The organism is Burkholderia sp. E168m15 (assembly GCF_016586105.1).
Lineage (GTDB): Bacteria > Pseudomonadota > Gammaproteobacteria > Burkholderiales > Burkholderiaceae > Burkholderia > Burkholderia orbicola.
The window spans coordinates 1-20,582 of sequence record NZ_BCPO01000109.1; the positions used below are offsets into that span (position 1 = coordinate 1).

The 20,582-nt window shown below is 65.4% G+C and carries 19 protein-coding genes; 10 read left to right on the forward strand and 9 right to left on the reverse strand.

The genetic code is table 11. The features are described 5' to 3' along the window. The 5 genes from JMF86_RS17700 to JMF86_RS17720 form a co-directional block, all read right to left on the reverse strand. Positions 1-891 (reverse strand): TolC family protein (locus JMF86_RS17700; RefSeq protein WP_201317092.1); only part of this gene is annotated, 891 nt, incomplete at its 3' end. Between the two features lie 15 nt (positions 892-906). Beyond that, positions 907-2,952 (reverse strand): MacB family efflux pump subunit, encoded by a 2,046-nt coding sequence (locus JMF86_RS17705; protein WP_012339627.1) that lies wholly within the window; start codon positions 2,950-2,952, stop codon positions 907-909. A gap of 2 nt (positions 2,953-2,954) precedes the next feature. Beyond that, on the reverse strand, positions 2,955-4,148 hold the full coding sequence (locus tag JMF86_RS17710) for an efflux RND transporter periplasmic adaptor subunit (protein WP_011547212.1): 1,194 nt from the start codon (positions 4,146-4,148) through the stop codon (positions 2,955-2,957). Positions 4,149-4,556: 408 nt separating this feature from the next. Continuing rightward, entirely contained in the window at positions 4,557-5,138 is a 582-nt protein-coding gene (locus JMF86_RS17715) for an HD domain-containing protein (protein WP_011547213.1), read from the reverse strand. Positions 5,139-5,216: 78 nt separating this feature from the next. Then, positions 5,217-5,783, reverse strand: coding sequence for a helix-turn-helix transcriptional regulator (locus JMF86_RS17720; protein ID WP_011547214.1), 567 nt, complete (start codon positions 5,781-5,783; stop codon positions 5,217-5,219). A 448-nt stretch (positions 5,784-6,231) separates the two neighbouring features. Here JMF86_RS17720 and JMF86_RS17725 point away from each other — a divergent pair, with 448 nt between their 5' ends. The 3 genes from JMF86_RS17725 (at position 6,232) to JMF86_RS17735 (ending at position 9,172) form a co-directional block, all read left to right on the forward strand. Further along, on the forward strand, positions 6,232-7,635 hold the full coding sequence (locus tag JMF86_RS17725) for an HdeD family acid-resistance protein (RefSeq protein WP_012339629.1): 1,404 nt from the start codon (positions 6,232-6,234) through the stop codon (positions 7,633-7,635). 99 nt (positions 7,636-7,734) lie between these two features. Continuing rightward, positions 7,735-8,313 (forward strand): hypothetical protein, encoded by a 579-nt coding sequence (locus JMF86_RS17730; RefSeq protein WP_012339630.1) that lies wholly within the window; start codon positions 7,735-7,737, stop codon positions 8,311-8,313. 127 nt (positions 8,314-8,440) lie between these two features. Then, positions 8,441-9,172, forward strand: coding sequence for a ribonuclease T2 (locus JMF86_RS17735; RefSeq protein ID WP_006498851.1), 732 nt, complete (start codon positions 8,441-8,443; stop codon positions 9,170-9,172). Between the two features lie 25 nt (positions 9,173-9,197). Here the strand turns inward: JMF86_RS17735 and JMF86_RS17740 are convergent, their stop codons facing one another. Beyond that, positions 9,198-9,851: an isochorismatase family cysteine hydrolase gene (locus JMF86_RS17740; protein WP_011547217.1), complete on the reverse strand. Its 654-nt coding sequence runs from the start codon at positions 9,849-9,851 to the stop codon at positions 9,198-9,200. A 260-nt stretch (positions 9,852-10,111) separates the two neighbouring features. On the opposite strand from JMF86_RS17740, the gene JMF86_RS17745 reads away from it, so the two are divergent. The 4 genes from JMF86_RS17745 to JMF86_RS17760 all read left to right on the forward strand — a co-directional run bounded on the left by JMF86_RS17745 (position 10,112) and on the right by JMF86_RS17760 (position 12,646). Then, positions 10,112-10,717: a hypothetical protein gene (locus tag JMF86_RS17745; RefSeq protein ID WP_102961848.1), complete on the forward strand. Its 606-nt coding sequence runs from the start codon at positions 10,112-10,114 to the stop codon at positions 10,715-10,717. Between the two features lie 118 nt (positions 10,718-10,835). Next, a complete protein-coding gene (locus JMF86_RS17750; protein ID WP_172593237.1) occupies positions 10,836-11,552 on the forward strand; it encodes an alpha/beta fold hydrolase in 717 nt (238 codons plus the stop codon). A gap of 126 nt (positions 11,553-11,678) precedes the next feature. Further along, positions 11,679-12,122 (forward strand): hypothetical protein, encoded by a 444-nt coding sequence (locus tag JMF86_RS17755; RefSeq protein ID WP_011547220.1) that lies wholly within the window; start codon positions 11,679-11,681, stop codon positions 12,120-12,122. A 41-nt stretch (positions 12,123-12,163) separates the two neighbouring features. Continuing rightward, positions 12,164-12,646 carry a cupin domain-containing protein gene (locus JMF86_RS17760; RefSeq protein WP_011547221.1) on the forward strand — a complete coding sequence of 161 codons (483 nt, stop codon included), beginning with the start codon at positions 12,164-12,166 and terminating at the stop codon, positions 12,644-12,646. Between the two features lie 137 nt (positions 12,647-12,783). On the opposite strand, the gene JMF86_RS17765 is transcribed toward JMF86_RS17760, so the two are convergent. Next, complete coding sequence (locus JMF86_RS17765) at positions 12,784-13,158, reverse strand: cytochrome c (protein WP_011547222.1); 375 nt, start codon at positions 13,156-13,158, stop codon at positions 12,784-12,786. 529 nt (positions 13,159-13,687) lie between these two features. Here JMF86_RS17765 and JMF86_RS17770 point away from each other — a divergent pair. Next, positions 13,688-14,593, forward strand: a complete 906-nt coding sequence (locus JMF86_RS17770; protein ID WP_011547223.1) for an SDR family oxidoreductase — start codon at positions 13,688-13,690, stop codon at positions 14,591-14,593. 233 nt (positions 14,594-14,826) lie between these two features. Here the strand turns inward: JMF86_RS17770 and JMF86_RS17775 are convergent, their stop codons facing one another. Further along, positions 14,827-15,741: a glutaminase gene (locus JMF86_RS17775; protein WP_011694802.1), complete on the reverse strand. Its 915-nt coding sequence runs from the start codon at positions 15,739-15,741 to the stop codon at positions 14,827-14,829. A gap of 219 nt (positions 15,742-15,960) precedes the next feature. On the opposite strand from JMF86_RS17775, the gene JMF86_RS17780 reads away from it, so the two are divergent. Continuing rightward, positions 15,961-16,671: a response regulator gene (locus tag JMF86_RS17780; RefSeq protein ID WP_006498855.1), complete on the forward strand. Its 711-nt coding sequence runs from the start codon at positions 15,961-15,963 to the stop codon at positions 16,669-16,671. A 64-nt stretch (positions 16,672-16,735) separates the two neighbouring features. Continuing rightward, positions 16,736-17,866 carry an ATP-binding protein gene (locus JMF86_RS17785; RefSeq protein ID WP_011547225.1) on the forward strand — a complete coding sequence of 377 codons (1,131 nt, stop codon included), beginning with the start codon at positions 16,736-16,738 and terminating at the stop codon, positions 17,864-17,866. 99 nt (positions 17,867-17,965) lie between these two features. Here the strand turns inward: JMF86_RS17785 and JMF86_RS17790 are convergent, their stop codons facing one another. Then, positions 17,966-20,377: a patatin-like phospholipase family protein gene (locus JMF86_RS17790; protein WP_011694800.1), complete on the reverse strand. Its 2,412-nt coding sequence runs from the start codon at positions 20,375-20,377 to the stop codon at positions 17,966-17,968. Positions 20,378-20,582: the final 205 nt, after the last annotated feature.

The following is a 20,582-nucleotide window of genomic DNA, read 5'->3' on the forward strand; positions in this document are numbered from 1 at the left end:
GTCGACCTGCGCAAGCGATTCGCGCAGCCGGAATTCCGCCGCACGCAGGTCGGGGCGCCGGCCGAGCAGGCTGGCGGGCAGGCCGGCCGCCACGTCGGGCGGTGCGGCGTCGGGCAACGCAGCCGGCTCGGCCGCGCGCTGCTGCGGCGGCCGGTCGAACAGGATCGCGAGCGCGTGGCGGTTCTCGGTGCGCTGCTGGATCAGCTGCGTCTGCGCCGCGCGTTGCGCGGCGAGGCTCTGTTCGGCCTGCGCGAGGTCGAGCCCCGACACGGCGCCGGCCGTGTGCCGCGACCGCACGAGCGCGAGCGTGCGCTCCGCATACGCAATATTCGCGTCGCCGAGCGCGATCTGCCGGTTCAGATAGCCGATCTGCCAGTACAGCGCCGCGGTCGTGCCGATCAGCGACAGCCGTGCGGCTTCCAGATCGTCGGCGGTCGCGTCGGCCTCCCAGTGCGCGGCGTCGCGCAGCGCGGCCAGCCGGCCCCACAGGTCGAGTTCATAGCTGAGCGAACCATTGACACCGCTCGAACGGCTCATCTGGTGCGTGTCGAGCGTACGCGATACGGCGCCGTTCGCGCCGAGCGTCACGTTGGGCGTCAGGTTCGTATCGACGAGCCCGGCCTGCAACTGTGCGCGATACACGCGGATCGCCGCGATCGCGAGATCGTTGTTGGCGCGCAGCGCGTCGTCGATCAATGCGTCGAGTTGCGGATCGCCGAAACTGCGCCACCAGTCGCCCGTGGCGGCCGGCGCGTCGGCCGCGACCGGCGCGGCCCAGTTCGCGGGCATCGCGACGGCGGGCAGCGGATCATGGCGCGCACCCGCGCAGCCGGCGAGCAGTGCGGCCGCGCACGCGAATGCGCCGAGACGGTGAAGCGGGGAGGAATGCATGATGGCCATGTTTCGTCAGTCGCGCGCGAGCGCATCGATCGGGTCGAGCCGCGACGCGTTGCGCGCGGGCATGAAGCCGAAAATCACGCCGGTGAGCGTCGAGCACACGAACGCCGTCACGATCGCGCCGGCCGAGAACACCATCTTCCACTGCGCGACGAACACCGAGAACAGCGCGCCGAGCCCGAACGACAGCGCGATGCCGATCGTGCCGCCGAGCAGGCAGACGAGCACGGCCTCGACGAGGAACTGCTGCAGGATGTCGGACTGGCGCGCACCGACCGCCATCCGGATGCCGATCTCGCGCGTGCGCTCGGTGACCGACACCAGCATGATGTTCATCACGCCGATCCCGCCGACCACGAGCGAGATCACCGCGATCAGCGACAGCAGCAGTGTGAGTGACTGGCCGGTCTTCTCGACGGTCTTGACCACGCTGTCCATGTTGTACGTGAAGAAGTCCTTGCGGCCGTGGCGCTGGATCATCAGCTTCTCGAGGCTTTTCTCGGCGGCGGCGCTCGGCTGCCCGTCGCGCACGCGCACGGTGATGCTGTCGAGATAGCGCTGGCCGAACAGGCGCCCGCTCGCGGTCGTGTACGGCACCCACACGTTCAGGCTCTTCACGCTGCCGAACGCGCTCTTCTTGTCGGCGGTCACACCGATCACGACGCACGGCACGTTGTCGACCAGGATCGCTTCGCCGACCGGATTGCGCGTCGCGCCGAACAGCTTGCGGCGCGTGTTCTGGTCGATCACGGCCACTTGCGCCTGGCGGCGCACCGCATCGTCGTCGAACGGGACGCCGAGCGCGAAGCGCATTCCGCGCGTCTGGAAGTAGCTGTCGCCGACGCCGCTCACGAGCGCGTGGACGTCGACGTTGCGGTAGCGCAGCAGCAGCGTGCGCGACGTTTCGGGCGTCGCGCTGTCGACGTACGGCTGCTCGGCGAGCGCGGCGACGTCGGCGGGCACGAGCGTCTGGATCGTGTCCGCGCGGCTGTCGCCCCAGTCGGAGCCCGGATAGAGGCTGATCGTATTGGTGCCGATGCTGCCGATTTCTTCGAGCATGTAGCGCTTCGCGCCTTCGCCGACCGCGACGATCGACACGACCGACGTAATGCCGATGATGATGCCGAGCATCGTCAGCAGCGTGCGCAGCCGGTGCGACACGAGCGCGATCCACGCCATCCGGCATGCTTCGGCGAAACGGCCGGTGCCGGCGGCGAAGCGTCGGGCGCGGGGGGCGGGATCGGCGGCGGTATCGTTATTGGCGGGCGGCGGTGCGTCGCCGGAAGCCGGCGCGGACCGCGTGTCGGCTGCCGTTTCCGTCGTTGCGGCCGCGCCGACGCCCACTTCCGCGAGTGCCTCCGCGTAGTGGCGGTTCGGCCGGTCCGCGACGATCTCGCCGTCGCTGATCTCGATGATGCGCCGCGCATGGCGCGCCACGGCCTTGTCGTGCGTGACGATCACGATCGTATGGCCGAGCGCGTTCAGCTCGTGCAGGATGCGGATCACGTCCTGGCCGCTTTTCGTGTCGAGCGCGCCGGTCGGTTCGTCCGCGAGGATCACCTGGCCGCCGTTCATCAGCGCGCGCGCGATGCTCACGCGCTGCTGCTGGCCGCCGGACAGTTGGCCGGGCCGGTGATGCGCGCGATCCGCGAGCCCGAGGCGCGCGAGCAGTTCGCGGGCGCGGGCGTGCCGATCGGCGCGCGGGGTGCCCGCGTAGATCGCCGGCATTTCGAGGTTCGCGACCGCGTCGACGTGCGGCAGCAGGTGATAGCGCTGGAACACGAAGCCGAAGTGCTCGCGGCGCAGCTGCGCGAGTTCGTCGCTGTCGAGCATGTGCGTGTCACGTCCGCCGACCGTGTACGTGCCTTCGCTCGGATGATCGAGGCAGCCGAGGATGTTCATCAGCGTCGACTTGCCGGAGCCCGACGCGCCGACGATCGCGACGATCTCGCCCGCGCCGATCGACAGGTTGACGTTGTTCAGCACGACGACGTCCTTGTCGCCGGCCGGAAAGCGTCGCGTGACGGCGGCGAGTTTCAGCAGGGGCTGGCGCATCGTTACACCACGTCCGACAGCGGCGCGCGCTCGTCCGCCGACGCTTCGCCGATCACGACACGCTCGCCGTCCTTCAGGCCGGCCAGTACTTCGACGCGCACGTTGTTGTTGATGCCGATGCGGACGTGGCGCGTTTCCGTGCTGCCGTCGGCGCGCAGCACGCGTACCGCGACGGTGCCGTCCTTGCGCTTCTCGCCGAGCGCGGCGGCCGGGATGCTGAGCGCGTTGCGCGCGTTGCCGAGCACGATGTTGACCTGCGCGGTCATCGCGATGCGCAGCCGGTGCTCGGGATTCGGCACGTCGAACAGCGCGTTGTAGAACACCGCGGCGTTCGGCTTCGCGCCGCCGCCGGCCCCTCCGCCGAGCGCGCTTTGCGCGTCGGCGTAGTTCTGCGGTGCCGGTTCGATCGCGCGCAGCTTGCCGTAGTGACGCTTGTCCGGTTCGCCGAGAATCGTGAAATAAGCGGTCTGGCCGGCGCTCACGCGGATCACGTCCGCTTCCGACACCTGCGCCTTCACGGTCATCGTGTCGAGATTCGCGAGCTTCAGGATCACCGGCGCCTGCTGCTGCGCGATCACGGTCTGGCCTTCCTGCGTGACGATCGCGACGACCTCGCCGTCGATCGGCGCGACGATGCGCGTGTAGCCGAGGTTGGCTTGTGCGGTCTCGATCTGGATGCGGGCCGAACGGATCTGCGCGGCGAGCGACGCGAGGGTCGCGCGCTGCACGTCGAGCGTCGCCTTCGCGGCTTCGAACGATTCGCGCGACGTCGCATCGTCGGGCAGCATCGCCTGCTGGCGGCGGAACGCGAGTTCGGCTTGCGTCAACTGTGCGGCGGTCGATCGTTGCTGCGCGCGCAGGCTTTCTTCGCTGGCGCGCGCCTGGCGCAGTGCGTTTTCCGAGATCACCGGGTCGATCTCGGCGAGCCACTGGCCCTTCGTGACCTTGTCGCCGAGCTTGACCTTCAGCGTCTTCAATTGCCCCGACACCTGCGCGCCGACGTCAACCTGCCTGAACGCCTGCAGCGCGCCGGTCGCGAGCACCGCGTTCTCGAGATCGCCGCGCGTGACCGGCGCGGAAAGGTATTGCGGATGCTTGGTCGGCGCGCAGGCCTTCAGCGTGATGCCGACGGCGATCGCGACGACGGCAAGGGTAGCCAGCACGATGCGCCGGCGGCGATGGGTCTTCTGGGTCATGAGAATGCGGCGAGGATGAAGCCGGCGCCGGCGATGCGTGCGGCCGAGCGGAACGATCCGGTCGGCGTCGCATGCCGGGCATGTTGCCCGCGACGGGTTCCGCGTACGCATCGCGCGGGTGTGCCGAATCGAATCAGGCGTTCATGGTAAGCGAGGAATTCGCGCCAAAACGTGTGGAAATTGTGCTGAATTGTGTGGACGCCGTACCGATATGCGGGCCGGACGGCGCAATTGTCTCGATCTGTGAAAAGGCGGTGATTCGCCGCGCCCGCACTGCTGCCGTGCGGCGACGATCGCCATCATCGGTCGGTCACGTTCCTCGTCGAGCGCGCGCAGCGCATCAACCTGCTCCGGCGTCGGCCCCATTCGTACAGGGGTATGAGCGTGAAGTTTCCCGATCCTGCGAGCCTATGCGCGCTCCCCACCCGCGTCGATCTTGCGCTGCGTATCGGCGTCGACGATTTCGCGGATCGCGCGGAACAGCGGCGCAGCATCGGTATAGCGCCGGCCGTAGCCGAGATTGAACGCATAGTCGAAATCGGGCGGATTGCTGCCCTGGTTGTGCTGCACGATCGTTTCGAGCTTGTCGAGCGCCTTCGCCGCGCGGGCTTCGGGTGAGGCGGCCGCCTCGTATTCGTCCCACAGCGCGACGATCTCGTCGCGCACCGCGCGGTCTAGCGACGCGGTCAGCGTCAGCAGGTCGTCGCGTTCATGTGCGCTCTTGTCGGGATGCGCGGCCTGCTCGATCGCGGGGATGTCGCCGTGCAGCGCCTCGCCGAGGTCGTGGACGACGCACAGTTTCAGCAGCTTCAGCGCGTCGACGCCGGGCAGTGCGTCGGTGAACACGAGCGCCATCAGGCACAGCCGCCAGCTGTGCTCGGCCGTGCTTTCCGGGCGGCCGGCCGACGTGTGGCTGCTGCGCAGCACGTCCTTCAGGCGTTCGGCTTCGCGCAGGAACGCGAGTCGCGCGTGGATCGTATCGGGGTTCATGGTCGGCGTCGTTGCGATGAACCGCCAAGCGTACGCCGGCCGGCCGTGGTGCGTCCACGCATGAAATATGCGCGACTGTCAGTGTGCGTCGAGCGTCTCCACGAGCCGCACGGCCGAGCTGTCCGACAGTGTCATCCGTGTCCACCGGCATCGGCTGCCGCGAATCGGCACGACGCGCGACGCATTCGCGCCGGTGTCGAACTCGACGCTCGGCGGCCCCGCGCGGTCGTGCCAGCCGAACGGGTCGAGCGCGGCTTCCATGCGGACGATCTCCGGTGTCGCGTAGCGCCACAGCGACGTGCCGAGCAACGTCGAAAGCGGTTGCGAGAACTCGGCCGCGCGTGCTGGGGAACTGGCCAGCAGGCGGTGCGTGAGGTCGCACACGAGATGCATGCGGCCCGCGCTGCCGGCGATCAGCCGCGCGAGTGCGTGGTCGCCCGCCGAGTCGAGGCGCGCCGCGAGCAGCCGTTCGGCCGTCGCGCGCTCGGCGGGCGACATCTGCTGGAGGCCGGCTTCCCAGCGCGAGATCGTCGATTGCGCGACGCCGAACAGTTCGGCTGCATGGCTTTGCTTCACGCGGTGCAGCGCGCGCCAGCGCTTGAGTTGCGGGCCGAGCGAGGATGGATGAAGCGGCGGATGGGGCATGTCGATGCTCCTGTTTCATGCGTCGGCCAGCGCCATGACGGACAGGGGCCGGCGTGGAACCCGGCGAGTGGCGGCCAGCATGTGCCGGCGTTGAATCGGTCCATGCATGTGTTCTTGTCCCGTCTGTGCGGTTCGGTTGGGTGGCTTTCGCCCTCGGAAGCCGGATTCTCGCGTATCCGTCGCACGTTGTCGAACCCGAACCCTGCTGTGGCAGTGGGCAGCCGCTCCCCTCCGCGCCCCATCGAAGACGTTTTCGCGAGGCTTTCAAGCGGCCCCTTCATATCTTATTATTCGCCCAGAGCGGCGCGTGCCGGCCGCCATCGAGCATGTCGACGACATGACGCGCTGGCAACGATGACCGCTTTCCGGCCGGCGCGTCGCCCGACACGCGGTCGACACGACAGGGAGCGCGAGGCCGCGCGTATCCCGAAAAAGATACGAGGGCGCAATGGTACGACTGGTGTTGCTGCTGCTGGGCATCGAATATCTGCGAACCCGCTGGCGCGGGCTGACCGTGCTCGGCTGGCTGTGGGTGGCCGCGGGCATCGGCATTTTTGTCGATGCACTCGACGGCGCGCTGCATTTTCCGATCGAGCTGTTCGCGTGGCTGTTCCTGATCGAGGGACTCGCGACGCTCGCGGTGGCCGGCAGCGGTGTCGGCGGGCAGCGCATCCTGCGCTACGTGAAGGGCATCGCGGTCGTGATGGCGGCGGGGCTCGTGTTCGCCGGCCATCATCACGGCCACTTTCTGCTGTCGATGATCTTCGGCACGCTGTTTCTCGTCGACGGGCTGCTGCAATGCACGTCCGCGTGGATGGTGCGCTATCGCCGCTGGCACGTCGCGTTCGCGTGGGGCGTGGTCGAGATCCTGTTGGCGATTTTCTTTTTCCAGCCGTACCCGACGCACTACGCGGGCACCGTGCCGTACTGCCTCGGCCTGCTGCTGATGTTCGGCGGGATGCATATGCTGAGCCTCGCCGCACGCGTGCGGCGGCTGACGCGCAACCCGGCGTTCGCGACGTCGCCCACGCCGGCGCTTGCACCGGATCTCGACGACGCACCGGACCAGCCGCAGTTCGCGCAATCCGAATGGGACGGCCCGCCGGCCGACGGCGAGCGGGCGCTCACCGTGCACGTATGGACGCCGACCGGCACGTCGAAGGCCGAAGCGCAGCGCTACCCGGTGATCGACCGCTACATCGCGGCGGTGGACGTCAACGGCGTGATCTCGACCGGCCATGCGGCGCTGGAGTCGCCAGAGGGCATCTACATCAGCCTGTATCCGGGCGTCGAAATCGATCGTTCTCCGGACGAATTCACGCGCATCCTGCGGGCGACGCGCGAGAACGACGTGCCCGGCCTGTTCCAGCCCGACTATGCGACCGAGTCGAAGGCGTGGTGTCCGTCGACCGTGCGCGTGCGCATTCGCAACTACGATCCGGCCAAGCTCGACGCGTTCTGGTCGTCGTACCGGCAGAACACGACGTACAACCTCACGTACCGCAATTGCTCGAGCACCGTGTCGAATGCGCTCGAGGCCGCGCTCGACGGTGCGGTGTGGCGCCTGAAGGGCGCGCGGGCCGGATGGGGGGCATTCGTGCGGCTGCTGCTTACCCCCGAGCTATGGGTGGCCGCGCAGATCCGCAAGCGCGCGGTGACGATGGCGTGGACGCCCGGCCTCACGCTCGACTATGCACGTGCGCTCAGCATGCTCGCCGATCCGCGTCCGTTCGCGTGGTGGAAGGTCGCGCGCTCGGCGGTGAGCGCGATCATGGCATCGCGGCGTGCATGGCGCGAGCAGGACAGCGCAGCGCTGTCGCCCGGCGGATCGGAGGCGGCGTCGATGAAGTAAAACGCGTGGCGCCGGAAGCGGGTCCGGCATCACGAAGGGCGCCTGCGCGCGGTGCGGCCCGCCGATATTGCCCGCGATAAAAACCCACGGACGACAACAATGAACGAGACGACGGCGTTCCGCATCCTGATTCCCGCCGCGTTGACGCTGGCGCTGGCAAGCGCCAGCTTCGCGCAGGCGGGCACCGACGAAGTGCCGCGCATGAGCAACGACGTGTACCGGACGTCGGTGTCGTTCTGCTCGAACGTCCCGGCCGCCGAGAGGATCGCGTGCCAGGGCGACATGATCGCCGCGGGCAGCCGGATCGTCGCGGCGATCGGCGGCCTGCCGCCGGCTTCGGCCACGGCGATCGACGAAGGCGCGCGCAGCAAGCTGCCGCCGGACGAGCGCAACGGGCTCGCGCCGGTCGAGCCGGGTGCGATCGACAAGGACGACACGCTGGCCGGCCTCGCCGGCATGGTGCGCCTGTGCGACGTGTACGAACCGGAACCGGCGTCGCGCGCGCGGCATCACGCTGCGCTGCAGCAGAAGGCGCCCGATGTCGCACCGCGTGTCGAGGCGTTGCTGGCCGATGCGTCGACCGCGGCGCGCCGGCGCGTCAGCATCGGCGTGTGGCAGATTCTCGCGCTCGAGGGGCCCGAAGCGTCGGCGCGCGCGTGTACGCAGTTGGGCACCTGAGCGAAGCGCGCATTCTTTCGTGCACCTTCACATTCGTGCCACGTTGCGGCAGCAACAATCGCGGGCAGACATTCGACAACCTTGCGGCGCATCCCGCGACCGCAAGCCTTTTCCGAGGAAACACGCCATGCTCAAGACGCTCGCCCGCGCCGCTGCCGCACTCGCCGTCGCTTCCGTTTCACTGCACGCCGCCGCGCAGACCAGTTACGACTACCTGTTGCTCGCCGCGTCGTGGGAGCCGGGTTTCTGCGCGTCGCACGACACCCCGGAATGCACGAACCTCGCCGGCTCGTACGCGGCGACGAGCCTGTCGCTGCACGGGCTGTGGCCGAACCGCTACGACGGCAACCAGCCGTTCTACTGCGGCGTGCCGCAGAACGACATCGACCTCGACAACGCGCACCAGTGGTGCAGCATGGACGCGTACCCGATCAGCAGCGCGACCCGCAACACGCTGTCGACGTACATGCCGGGCGTTGCTTCGTGCCTCGACAAGCACGAATGGTTCAAGCACGGCACGTGTTCGAATTCGGCGACGCCCGATGCGTACTGGAACCAGGCGTCGGGCATGATCAGCCGGCTCGGCAACACGTCGTTCAACGCGTTCCTGCAGGCGAACGCGGGCAAGACGGTCACGCGTAACCAGTTGCTGTCGGCGTTCGAAGGCGCGTTCGGCAGCAACACGCGCAGCGCGGTGTCGCTGAAGTGCACGAAGACGAACGGCGTGAGCTATTTCACCGAAGCATGGATCGCGGTGAAGACGAATGCGACCGCGCAATTTCCGAGCGCGGCGTCGCTCGTGACGGACGGCAATACGCAGGGCACGTGTCCGACGTCGGGGGTGTTTATCGCGAAGTGAGGCGGATGCTGCGGCTCGCCCGTCGTCACGCCAGCAGCCGCAGCGCATCCGCGAGCGACAGTACCGTCGTGCGCGATTCGAACGCGGTGGCGAACAGATGCTCGTGGACGATCGGGTCCGGGTCGTAGCAGCAATCCTTGATCGTGTAGAGGCGGAAATCGGCGTCACTCGCATGGGCGATCGACGACAGCATCACGCCGGTCGACGCGATGCCGACCATGATCAGCGTATCGACGCCTTGGGCAATGAGCCGCGCCTGCAGATCGGTGCCGAAGAACACGCTCGCGCGGTGGGCGACGATCAGCGGTTCGTCGGGTCGTTTGGCCAGTTCGGGACAGGGGGCATCGTCGATGAAGAGGCCGAGTTGCTTGATGCCCTGGCCGTTCTTGTTGAGCGGGCTGACTTCCGGATAGCCGGGGCTGAAGCGGAGATTCGCGAACCAGACGCCGACGCCGGCGGCGCGTGCCGCGTCGCAGAGGCGGCGGGTATTGGCGAGCAGCTCGGGCGCGACCGACGGGAACAGGCCGAGGATGTCGGTCTGGTAATGCATGACGAGCAGCGCGGTTTTGGATGGCGCGATCGGGGGAATCTGGTAGAGCGTGCTTTGAGCAGGCGTGTTGTCACCATGGGCGGGCGTGTGGGTTGCCATTTCGATATCCGGTGCGGTTTCCTCGTTCATGAATGACGCTCTCCAATAGCTCGGGCAATTTTTTCGGTGCAGCCTTATCTGACGTTGGTACGCGCGAACCGATGCAATATAAACCGGGATGCGTTCTCGCGCCGACTCCGCTGAGCAGGTTTTGCCGGCGCACGTGGCTGGTGCGGAGGGGGCTCCGATGTAGGCTGTCGCGAGATCGCTGTTCAGCGTGCGATCTCGGCTTGAAGAGATCTGATTCAAGGGCGTACTTCCAGTGTGGCTGTCCGATGGAGAATCAGGCAATGCCGGAACGCTTCGATATATCCGTGACGTTAGAGCGATCGGTCTCGCTGGCCGAGCGCCAGGAGATCGTTTTTTCCCTCGCGAAAATCTGCACCCCGTTCTTTGATGCGTTTCACGAAGTGTCCGTCCTCGATTTCAAGACCGGATCGGAGGTCCGCAAAGAATGGGCCGACGGCGAAGGCTTGGCGGGATGGCGGGCGGGGGAGGATGAGCTGCTTTTCGTCTACGGGGCCAAGTCGACACAATTCACGGGTGCTCGCGGTTGCATGCGAATTGAAGAGCGCGAGTGGGGTGCGCAGTTTTCGATTTCCTTGCCGCTGTCGGCGGATGCCGATTCATTTCGACTGGAGTCTCTCCTGGTTGATATAAAGGATTACGCGGCACACCAGTCGCCCATGTTCATCGTCGCGGCCGGATGGGAGCTGGATTGCGATATCGATGCCGGGATCGACGGCATGGTGAAAGACGCGTTGTCCGATGGTTCGTTGTGCCAGTGGCTTGCGACGCCCGCGCCGATCGTTCCGGATCGGCCGAACGATTGGCAGGAAACAAATGAATCAGGCGGAATAACGTGTCTAAAGCGGAAATCGGTGCGGTGGGCCTGAAGGAGTCCGCGCTGTTGACGAGTCGCGTCTGAATTTTTTGCGCGCGTACTTCAAAAAATTGACCGCCGAGGTCGCAAACTTGTTACCGCAGTCGTGCAATCCGTCTTCGCAGAGTGCCATGCCATTACCGCTCGTCTTTTTGCCCGCAATGCCCTGCGACGGACGCATGTATGCCGATCAACTCGAACGGTTGAACGATCTGGTCGTACCGTCCGTCCGGATGCTGGCCTATCCTACGTTCGCTGAAAGCGCCGAGAGGCTGCTTGCTTCCATCGACGGCCCATTCATCATTGCAGGCACGGCTTACGGTGGTTGTATCGCGATGGAAGTAGTCGCGTGCGCGCCGCAGCGCGTGCGTGGACTGTGGTTGATGAACTGTCAGCCCGGACTACCCCCGTATCCGGATCGTGTTCGCGACACCAGCCGAAGGATTCGGGAGGGGGAACATGAGCAAGTTATCGCCGAATTTGCCGAAAACGCCATTCCCCCTGTAGATATCAGGTCGAGAGCAGCGTTTGTTCAAATGGCTCGCGATACGGGTGCCGACATGTTCGCGCGACAATCCGATGCGACTTTGACTCGCTCGGATCATTGGTCGACGCTGGCCACGAGTGCGATTCCGACACTTCTCATATGGGGCGAGGCAGACCGCTTCGTTCCGGTCGATGTCGGCCGTCGGATCGCCAGGATGATGCCGCATGCTCGTTTCGAGACGCTGGAAGGATGCGGGCACTTTCCGACGCTGGAGCGGCCATCAATATGTACCGACATTGCTCGACGCTGGCTGATAGAGCAGGTTATCGGTAGCCCCGTCGACGGCATTGCAGCCACATGAGAGAACCCCCAAGACTGTCGGGCGAGAAGCGGCCGTTCTCGGTCGCTCAACAAGGTTGTATCGTTCGTCGACAATCGATTCTGTCATGTTGGCAGCACCGCTTGATTTGCCTATCCTCCCTCTACCATGACCACTATTTACGACACCATCGTTTGGTTACAGTCGGATACCAGCGCGGAACAATTTCCGATCGTTGAATTTTCTGCCGACACCGACATGGCGACCCTGGGATGGGTGTCCTTGACGAGCACGGATCAACCGGAAATCGTCGTTACGCAGGTAACGGCAGAAGAGTTCCGCGCGATAGCGAAGGGTACGGACGGTTATCTTGCTGTTGAACATCGGGTAAACGCCGCGCTTAAGCGGCTCGATCTCAAGTGCTCGTGGCTGGTGCGTGTTGACGATGGCCCGAACGTCGCAGGCGGGTCGTTCCAGATGTTCCGGGAAGCGTATCGGCCACCAAAATTGTTTTTTCGAGACATTTTTAGTGACGCGTTGGCACAGGAGGCCAGTCGTACGACTCGCGCCGAGTTCGAGCGTAACGGTGGAAAAGTCATCGTTCTCCAGTGATCCGTTCAACGACGCGGCGCGCCTCTTAAAGGAGAACCCCGATGAGCCGGCCAGATTTCATCAAGCACTGGACTGAACTCGAAGAACCGGATGCGCATTCCTATCGCGGCGATACCGAGCCAATGGCGTTCGACGCGCCGCTTTCAGCCGCACTCGGCATTACGCGTATTGGAATCCATCATGTCAGGCTTCTGCCCGGACGGCGGACGTCATATCCCCACGCCGAAAGTACCGAGCAGGAGTTTGTGTACGTGCTCGAAGGCAAGCCCGACGTATGGATCGACGGCGTGCTTCACCCCATTGCCGAGGGCGATTCCGTCGCGTTTCCGGCAGGCACCGGAATTTGTCACACCTTCATCAACAATACGAAGGACGAAGTCAGGTTGATGGTGATCGGCGAACGTCCTCGCGACGACAACCGCATTCGTTACCCGCTCAACGAAGCGTACGAACTGACCCGCGCGGACCGATGGGTGGACTGGCCCGACAGACCGCTCGGCGACCATGACGGGATGCCGGACTGACGCTCACCGGAAGACCGCATCGGCCGACCCCTGCCAGCGACAGTATCCGGACGAGTGACCGCCGTACTTTTAGGATTCAACCCGCCGATGCAACGAATGGATGAAATCGCTTAGCCGATGTATCGAAGTTCAGTATGCTATTTCTTTGAAATCAATCCGGTCATATATTGATTCAAATCGCGAAAATCTTTGACCGTCCACGGATGCGGCGGCAGTTTTACGCCATTCTCTCGCAAGGTTTTGGGAATCAGGTCGCCGTTCGGGCGAAGTATGACGGATGAAACGATAACGCCCGGGTAATCACTCAGCCGTTTTTTGAAAGCGGGCGTCGTAAGATCGGGCGTGGGCGGGTTGCTTTTATTGGCCAATGGTCCCGTTCCTCTGGCGTCTGCTCCGTGACACATGGCGCATCTCGCCAGGAAGATCTTTTTTCCGTTATCACTATCCGCAAAGGCTTGGGATGTTTGAGAAAACAATGAAACTCCTAGCGAGGCGATGAGCAATATTTTCATTTTTGTTGATTTTTTGTATAAGCCTTCGGGTGTCTCTCAAGGCCGATTGTTGTAAGGCGACGTGCTCTCCATTGAGTATGCCGATATTAACCTGCCGCCGTTGTGCCGGGTGAGATGCGTCTAACTTCGCCACCTAAAAAAATCGACCGCCCCGTATAAGTCGTCAATCACTCCAGCGCCAGCGTCCTGCGCTACGAATATATAACCCGCATGCGATTCCATCGGTACCGACGGACGGGGGAGTGCCGTGCTGCCTTCGACGACCGGGTTCGGCCACTTGCGGTCGGTAAGGCACGTCGGGGGTGGGCTGCCCAAGCAGCCGAAAATTTACACTGGTGAGTTTACTTTTCGTCCGGAAAACTACACTATGCGGTGTACTTCACCAAAGTCATCCCTGCGGGTCCACCCGGACCGGCCGACACCAGACCCATTTCCCAGCCGCACGTGCGTTGTCGGCTGAAGCTGAATGCCTGCCAGCTGTCCGCGTCCGAGCCCGGCTTTATCGAATGAAATCATAGGAGAAACGCGAATGTACAAACCTCTTGATCAGCGGGGGCGCCGTATTGTCATTACCGGAGCCAATAGCGGCACCGGCAAGGAGGCGACCAGGCGATTGGTGGCGGCTGGTGCCGACGTCATCATGGCGGTACGCAGCGAGTCGAAAGGCGATGCCGCCCGCCGGGATATACGCAAGGAGTTTCCAGGGACATCGATTGAGGTCCGCACGTTGGATCTCTCCAGCCTCGCGAGTGTGAGGAATTTTGGTCGCCAGTTGCTCGAGGAGGGACGCCCTCTCGACGTGCTCGTCAACAACGCAGGGATCATGATGCCGCCGACGCGTGTACTGAGCTCGGACGGATTCGAGCTACAGCTTGCGACCAATTTTCTGGGTCACTTCGCACTGACCAATCTGCTGTTGCCGCTTCTGCTTGAAGCGAAGTCTCCTCGCGTCGCCACGATGACAAGCAGCGCCGCAATGGGTGCCACAATCAATTTCGACGACCTTCAAGGCGAAAGGTCGTACAAGCCCATGACGGCGTATGCGCAGTCCAAGCTGGCCTGCCTGCTGTTGGCGAATCGATTGGCAGAAATTGCGCGCGAGCGTGGCTGGCCCCTGCTCAGTACGAGTGCCCACCCAGGCCATACGCGCACCAATCTTCAGACGAGCGGTCCGAATATGGGTACTGATTCAACCCGCAAGAGGCTATCGTTCCGACTTGTACCGTCCATGGACGTGGAATGGGCCACGGACTCGCTCTTGCGCGCGGCAGTCGATCCCACAGCGACTCAGGGCGCATTCTACGGCCCACGTTTTCTGCTCGTCGGGAACTCGCACGTTGCCAAACAGCCCCGCTCCGCCAAGAGCGCGGATTCGATTCGCCTGTGGCAAGTAGCTGAAGCATTGACGGCGACGCGTCCACCGCAGGTGGGATGAGCACGCGCTGCGCGGCCAGCCAATCCTCGCAGTGAATTCTGTGCTACCTGGCGGTCGCTCGCGAAAGAGGGGGCGTGATTGTGGGCGATTGGATCAATCCGCGGCTACGCCGTCGACCGGCCTGAGATGGGTCGATTGCTGCCGATGGCCGAATTTCCCATTGAGCGCTCTGGCGCGCGCCGACAGGAATCTGCCGCCGTCGCGCCAGATGAGGCACGCTTGACTTCGACGCTTCAAAAAATCGACCGCTCCGTATAAGTCGTCAACCACTCCAGCGCCAATGTCCCCGCCAGCGAGTTCCCGTTCGCATCCAGCCCTGGCGCCCACACGCACACGGCCATCTCCCCGGGCAGCACCGCGACGATCCCGCCGCCGACGCCGCTTTTCGCCGGCAACCCGACGCGATACACGAAATCGCCCGCCGCATCGTACGTCCCGCAGGTCAACATCAGCGCCGACAGCCGCTTCGCCGAACTCGAATCGACGACCCGTTCGCCGGTCGCCGGCGCGATACCGCCATTCGCGAGGAACAGCGCCGCGGTGGCAAGCTCGACGCAGTTCATCTCGATCGCACACTGGCGGCAATACGCGTCGATCACCGTATCGGGCGGCATCTGCATGTTGCCGAAGCTCGCCATGAAATGCGCCATCGCGCGGTTGCGTTCCGCGTGCTGCAACTCCGACAACGCGACGCGCGAGTCGTAGTCGATGTCGTTCGAGCCGATCAGCCGCCGCACGAATTCGACGAGCGCCGTCTCGGCCTTCACGAAGCGGCGGCACAGCACGTCGGTGACCACCAGCGCGCCCGCATTGATGAACGGATTGCGCGGCTTGCCGCGCTCGCTTTCGAGCTGGACCAGCGAGTTGAACGCGGTGCCGGACGGCTCGCGGCCGACCCGTTCCCACAGCTCGTCGCCGAGCAGCTGGAACGCGAGCGTGCACGCGAACAGCTTCGAGATGCTCTGGATCGAGAAGCGCTCGTACGCATCGCCGACCGTGTAAACGTTTCCGTCGAGCGTCACGACGGCCATCCCGAACTTGTCGGCGGGCACTTTCGCGAGCTCGGGAATATAGTCGGCCACCCGTCCCTGGCCGATCCAGGGGGCGAGTTCGGTGTGGATGCGTTCAAGAATCGATTGATAATTCATCACGTCGGGCAGGGTAGAGGCACGGCCGGATTCCGGCGAGCCCGTATGGAACCGTCCCGGCGCCGATTCGTCAAGCTCGGCCGGAATCGCGCCCTTATTTTCAAGACCGGCAAACAGGCAGGCGGCGGGCGCAGTATCATGCGGTACGTTTCGGCCGAGGGCCGGCGTCCGGCACCGGCCGGCGCCGCCGCGGCTTTCCCGATGATCCGACCGCTACCCATGTCTTTTCGCATCCTGCTCGTCGAAGACGACACCCGCCTGTCCACGCTGATCGCCGGCTACCTGCGCAAGAACGACTATGAAGTCGACACCGTGCTGCATGGTGACGCCGCGGTGCCGGCGATCCTGTCCATTCGTCCCGATCTCGTGATCCTCGACGTGAACCTGCCGGGCAAGGACGGCTTCGAAATCTGCCGCGAGGCGCGCAAGCAGTACGACGGCGTGATCATCATGGTGACGGCGCGCGACGAACCGTTCGACGAGCTGCTCGGCCTCGAATTCGGCGCGGACGACTACGTGCACAAGCCGGTCGAGCCGCGCATCCTGCTCGCGCGGATCAAGGCGCAACTGCGCCGTGCGCCCGCGCGCGCGGCCGAGAGCACCGCGCCGCAGCCGGAGCGCTACGCGTTCGGCAAGTTCTCGATCGACCGCACCGACCGCACCGTCGTGCTGCCCGACGGCAGCACGCCCGATCTGACGTCGGCCGAATTCGACCTGCTGTGGGCGCTGGTGTGTCATGCGGGCGAAGTCGTCAGCCGCGACGATCTGATGCTGCAGTTGCGCGGCGTCGAATTCGACGGCCTCGACCGCACGATCGACGGGCGCATCTCGAAGCTGCGCCGCAAGCTGCGCGACGACGCGAGCAACCCGCAGCGGATCAAGACGATCCGCAGCAAGGGTTATCAATTCAGCAAGCACGCGTGGGAATGACGCCGCGCTCGCGCGACGCCGTCACGTTCCGCGCGGGCATTCCGCCCGCCGGCCGGGAGCCGCGATGATTCGACGAACCCGTTCGCACCCCGATGCACCGCCGCTGCCCACGCTGCGCTACGTCAAATGGCGCTGGCTGCATTTCCGGCGCGCGTGGACCGACACACGCGCCGACCGCATACCGAGCTGGTCGCGCCTGTACCTGCGCACCTACCTGCATCTGCTCGGCCTCGTGTTGCTGACCGCGCTGGTGCCCGCGCTCGCGCTGTGCGTCGAATTGTCGCCGCAGGTCGTATGGCATGCGTTCGACTCGCTGCCGGGCGACATCTGGATCGTGCTCGCGTTCGTGTTTACCGCGCCCGCGCTCGCCGCGTACCGGTGGATGCGGCCGGTCTGGTCGGATCTCGTGATGGTGCGCGAGCGCGCGATCGACTTTACCGGCGGGCGCTTCAACACGCGCGCGCGCGAATCGCACAGCGTGATCATCGGCCCGCTGGCGCGCACGCTGAATGCGCTCGCGATGCGCATGGAGCGGCTGATCGCCGCGCAGCGCGATCTGACCAACGGGATCTCGCACGAGTTGCGCACGCCGCTCGCGCGCGTGCGCTTCGCGCTCGAAATGCTGCGCGAACCGGGTTCGGCGGCCGAATACCAGGGCGCGCTCGACAGCATCGCGCAGGACGTGACCGAGCTCGAGGAGCTGATCGACATGAGCCTCACGTATGCACGGCTCGAATACAGCTCGCTGCAGTCGAACCTCGAGATGACGGCGCCCGTCGCGTGGTTCGAGCATCAGGTGAACGACGCGCAACTGCTGTATCCGGACCGGGCGATCGAGTCGCGCATCGAGATCGGAGCGGATTTGCGCGTGAAGATGGACCGGCGGCTGATGTCGTATGCGATGCGCAACCTGTTGCGCAATGCGAGCAAGTACGCGAAATCGCGGATCGTCGTTGGAATCTCGCTCGTGCACGGCAACGTCGGCATCTTCGTCGAGGACGACGGCCCCGGCGTGCCCGAGAGCGAGCGCGAACGGATCTTCGACGCATTCGTGCGCCTCGACCGCCGCACCGGCGGCTACGGGCTCGGCCTGTCGATCACGCGACAGGTGCTCCACGCGCACAACGGCCGGATCGCGGTCGTCGATCCGGTCGAACTCGGCGGCGCGCGATTCGAGATCAGCTGGCCGGTCTAGCACGACGTCGCGCGAGGCCCGACCCGCGGCCCGCCGTGAAGTCGACAGCTGCCGCCGGGACGGCGCCACGGATGCCGCCGCAGCGGCATCCGCGCATGCTCAATAAGTACGGCCGAGCTGCAGGTAGAAGTTGCGTCGGCCGCTGGGCGCGAGCGCCACGCCGATATAGACGGGCCCGAATGCGGTCGACAGGCTCGTGAAGAACGTGTAGCTCTGCTTGAGCGCGCCGCCGCCGATCTTCTGGCCGCTCGACCAGACGTTGCCGACTTCCGCGCTGGCGCCCACCGACAGCGCCTTGATCGGCGACGCGTTGAACGTCATCAACTGGTTCATGTACGTGATCTGTCCGTACGCGAGCTCGTTGCCGTTCAACTGGTCGGCCGCATAGGCAGACAGATGCTGGAAGCCGCCCAGCGTGAAGTTGAACGCATTGATCAGGTTGGTGCCGCCGATGCTCTTGCCGCCTTCGATCGTCGCGCTGACGCTGTGCCGGCCGAACTGCTGCGCGATCATCGCCTTGCCGTAGATCTCGGTGTAAGGCGCGTTGCTGATCCCGTCGGCGAAATCCTGTGCCGAGCCGCCGTTGCGCGACACCAGCGAGCGTTCGACCCGCAGTTCGCCGAAATAACCCTTGCGCGGGAACATCGGATCGTCGAGCTGATCGATGACGAGCCGCGCCCGCGCGATCAACGCCTGCGACGTGAAGCTCGGCCATAGCAGCGCCTGGCCGCTGCCGTCGTCGAACGGCAGGTTGTAGGTCGGCGAGCCGTGCCCGGTCACGTAGCCGAGACCGATGCGGAAATCGCCGAGCCGCGCGATCGGCAGGCCGAGGTCGATCCCGGCGCGCGCCGTCTGCATCAGGTACTGCGTGATCTTCACGTCGCCGGAGTCGTCGTACAGGTTCGCGTAGCGACGCTGATATTCCGCGTACGGCGACAGGTAGACGCCGTACGCGGTCGACAGCGGCTGGCGCAATTCGACGCGCGCCGACTGCAGGTCGCTGCCGATCGTCGTGTCCGCGCGGAATTCGAGCCCCGATTCCGTGAGCCACGGCCGCCGGTAGCCGACGTGCAGGCGGAAGCCGCCTTCGTCGGTCGAACTGCTCGACATGCCGAGCCCGAACAGCAGGAAGTTGGGCCCCCAGTACTTCTCGCGCGCGTCGATCTCGAGCACGTTGTCGTCGCCGCGGCTGACGATCTGCTGCGTGACGCTCTCGAAGTTGCCGCCCGTCGTGAGGCCGAGCAGGTCCTGGCTGACGGTCTTCGGATCATAGATGTCGCCCGGTTTCACGTGCAGCGCGTTGCTGACGACGCGCTTCGGCACGCCGCCGCTGGTCTTGATGTCGATGCGCGTGATCCGGATCGGCGGCGGCAGCGGCTGCGCATGTGAGGACCGGTAGGCCGCGTACTGTTCCGGCGTGAGCGCGAAGCGCCGCAGCTTCGGCAGCGCCGCGGTCGCGGCGGCCGCGCCGGCGGCGATCGCCTGCTTCGCGTTCTGGAAATCCGTGAACGCGAGCGAGCCCAGGTCCGGCGTGAGCAGCACGTCCCGCGCGTCGAGCTGCTTGCGCTGCGCGGTCACGTTCTGGCGGATCAGGATGCCGACCATCTGCTGCATCACGTCGGCCGGCGACGCGAGCGCGTCGAGCGGGCGCAGTTGCGAGCCGATGTCGACGGCGATCACGACGTTCGCGCCCATCTGCCGCGCGGTGTCGACGGGCAGGTTGCTGACGAGGCCGCCGTCCACGAGCGCGCGCCCGTTGATCTCGGCCGGCGCGAACAGGCCCGGCATCGCCATGCTCGCGCGAATCGCGAGCGGCAGCGAGCCGTGGTCGAGCACGACCATCTGGCCGGTCTGCAGGTCGGTCGCGACCGCGCGGTACGGGATCGGCAACTGGTCGAACGGCTGGTTGGTCGGCACGGCGGCCGTCCAGTTCGCGAGCAGCGCCTGCAGCCGGTTGCCCTGGACGAGGCCGACCGGCGCCTTGACGCCCTTTTTGCCGAAGCCGAGCGTCAGCCCGTTGATGTACAGGCGTTCGTCCTCGCGGCTGGTTTGCGGCAGGTCCGCGCGATCCGTCACGTCGAACGCGATATCCGCCAGGTTGACCTCGGACAGCCGCCTCTGCATCTCGTCGGCCGCCATCCCGCTCGCATACAGGCCGCCGACCACGGCGCCCATGCTGGTGCCCGCGATGCAGTCGATCGGAATCCGGTTGTCCTCCAGGACTTTCAGGACCCCGAGGTGTGCATAGCCGCGCGCACCGCCGCCGGACAGCACGAGGCCGATCGACGGGCGGCCGGCCGGGCCGCCGTCGGCCGTGCAGGTGTGCGCGGACGCAGCGGGTGCGGTGGGCGTGGCGGCGGCCGGCGCGTTGGCTGCAGCGGCAACGGTCTGGGCAGCGGCGGATTCGGCGGCCGGCAGCGGTTGCGCGGCGAGCGTGCAGCACCAGAAGGCAACGAGCGTCGTGCAGAGCGGGCCCAGCGGCGCCCAGCGGAAGAAAGCGGTCGCTGTCATGGCGAAGATACCTGGCGTGATCGTGCGTCTGAGGCCTGCCGGGAGCAGGCAAGACCGAGAGATTACCGTGTTTTACAAGCCCGACGCGAGAGGCCGTTGCGTAGCCGGACGTGCCCGGAACGCCACATTCGGCAAATTGGTCGCGAAAAAATCATGGGAATTGCCTAAAGTATCGGAACGATTTGCCGCTAAGCTCGTGATGGGG

Excerpts from the sequence above, each read along its gene's own strand:
- JMF86_RS17705 (WP_012339627.1), bottom strand. The coding sequence starts at position 2,952 with ATGCGCCAGCCCCTGCTGAAACTCGCCGCCGTCACGCGACGCTTTCCG.
- JMF86_RS17710 (WP_011547212.1), bottom strand. The coding sequence starts at position 4,148 with ATGACCCAGAAGACCCATCGCCGCCGGCGCATCGTGCTGGCTACCCTT.
- JMF86_RS17715 (WP_011547213.1), bottom strand. The coding sequence starts at position 5,138 with ATGAACCCCGATACGATCCACGCGCGACTCGCGTTCCTGCGCGAAGCC.
- JMF86_RS17720 (WP_011547214.1), bottom strand. The coding sequence starts at position 5,783 with ATGCCCCATCCGCCGCTTCATCCATCCTCGCTCGGCCCGCAACTCAAG.
- JMF86_RS17725 (WP_012339629.1), top strand. The coding sequence starts at position 6,232 with ATGGTACGACTGGTGTTGCTGCTGCTGGGCATCGAATATCTGCGAACC.
- JMF86_RS17730 (WP_012339630.1), top strand. The coding sequence starts at position 7,735 with ATGAACGAGACGACGGCGTTCCGCATCCTGATTCCCGCCGCGTTGACG.
- JMF86_RS17735 (WP_006498851.1), top strand. The coding sequence starts at position 8,441 with ATGCTCAAGACGCTCGCCCGCGCCGCTGCCGCACTCGCCGTCGCTTCC.
- JMF86_RS17740 (WP_011547217.1), bottom strand. The coding sequence starts at position 9,851 with ATGAACGAGGAAACCGCACCGGATATCGAAATGGCAACCCACACGCCC.
- JMF86_RS17745 (WP_102961848.1), top strand. The coding sequence starts at position 10,112 with ATGCCGGAACGCTTCGATATATCCGTGACGTTAGAGCGATCGGTCTCG.
- JMF86_RS17750 (WP_172593237.1), top strand. The coding sequence starts at position 10,836 with ATGCCATTACCGCTCGTCTTTTTGCCCGCAATGCCCTGCGACGGACGC.
- JMF86_RS17755 (WP_011547220.1), top strand. The coding sequence starts at position 11,679 with ATGACCACTATTTACGACACCATCGTTTGGTTACAGTCGGATACCAGC.
- JMF86_RS17760 (WP_011547221.1), top strand. The coding sequence starts at position 12,164 with ATGAGCCGGCCAGATTTCATCAAGCACTGGACTGAACTCGAAGAACCG.
- JMF86_RS17765 (WP_011547222.1), bottom strand. The coding sequence starts at position 13,158 with ATGAAAATATTGCTCATCGCCTCGCTAGGAGTTTCATTGTTTTCTCAA.
- JMF86_RS17770 (WP_011547223.1), top strand. The coding sequence starts at position 13,688 with ATGTACAAACCTCTTGATCAGCGGGGGCGCCGTATTGTCATTACCGGA.
- JMF86_RS17775 (WP_011694802.1), bottom strand. The coding sequence starts at position 15,741 with ATGAATTATCAATCGATTCTTGAACGCATCCACACCGAACTCGCCCCC.
- JMF86_RS17780 (WP_006498855.1), top strand. The coding sequence starts at position 15,961 with ATGTCTTTTCGCATCCTGCTCGTCGAAGACGACACCCGCCTGTCCACG.
- JMF86_RS17785 (WP_011547225.1), top strand. The coding sequence starts at position 16,736 with ATGATTCGACGAACCCGTTCGCACCCCGATGCACCGCCGCTGCCCACG.
- JMF86_RS17790 (WP_011694800.1), bottom strand. The coding sequence starts at position 20,377 with ATGACAGCGACCGCTTTCTTCCGCTGGGCGCCGCTGGGCCCGCTCTGC.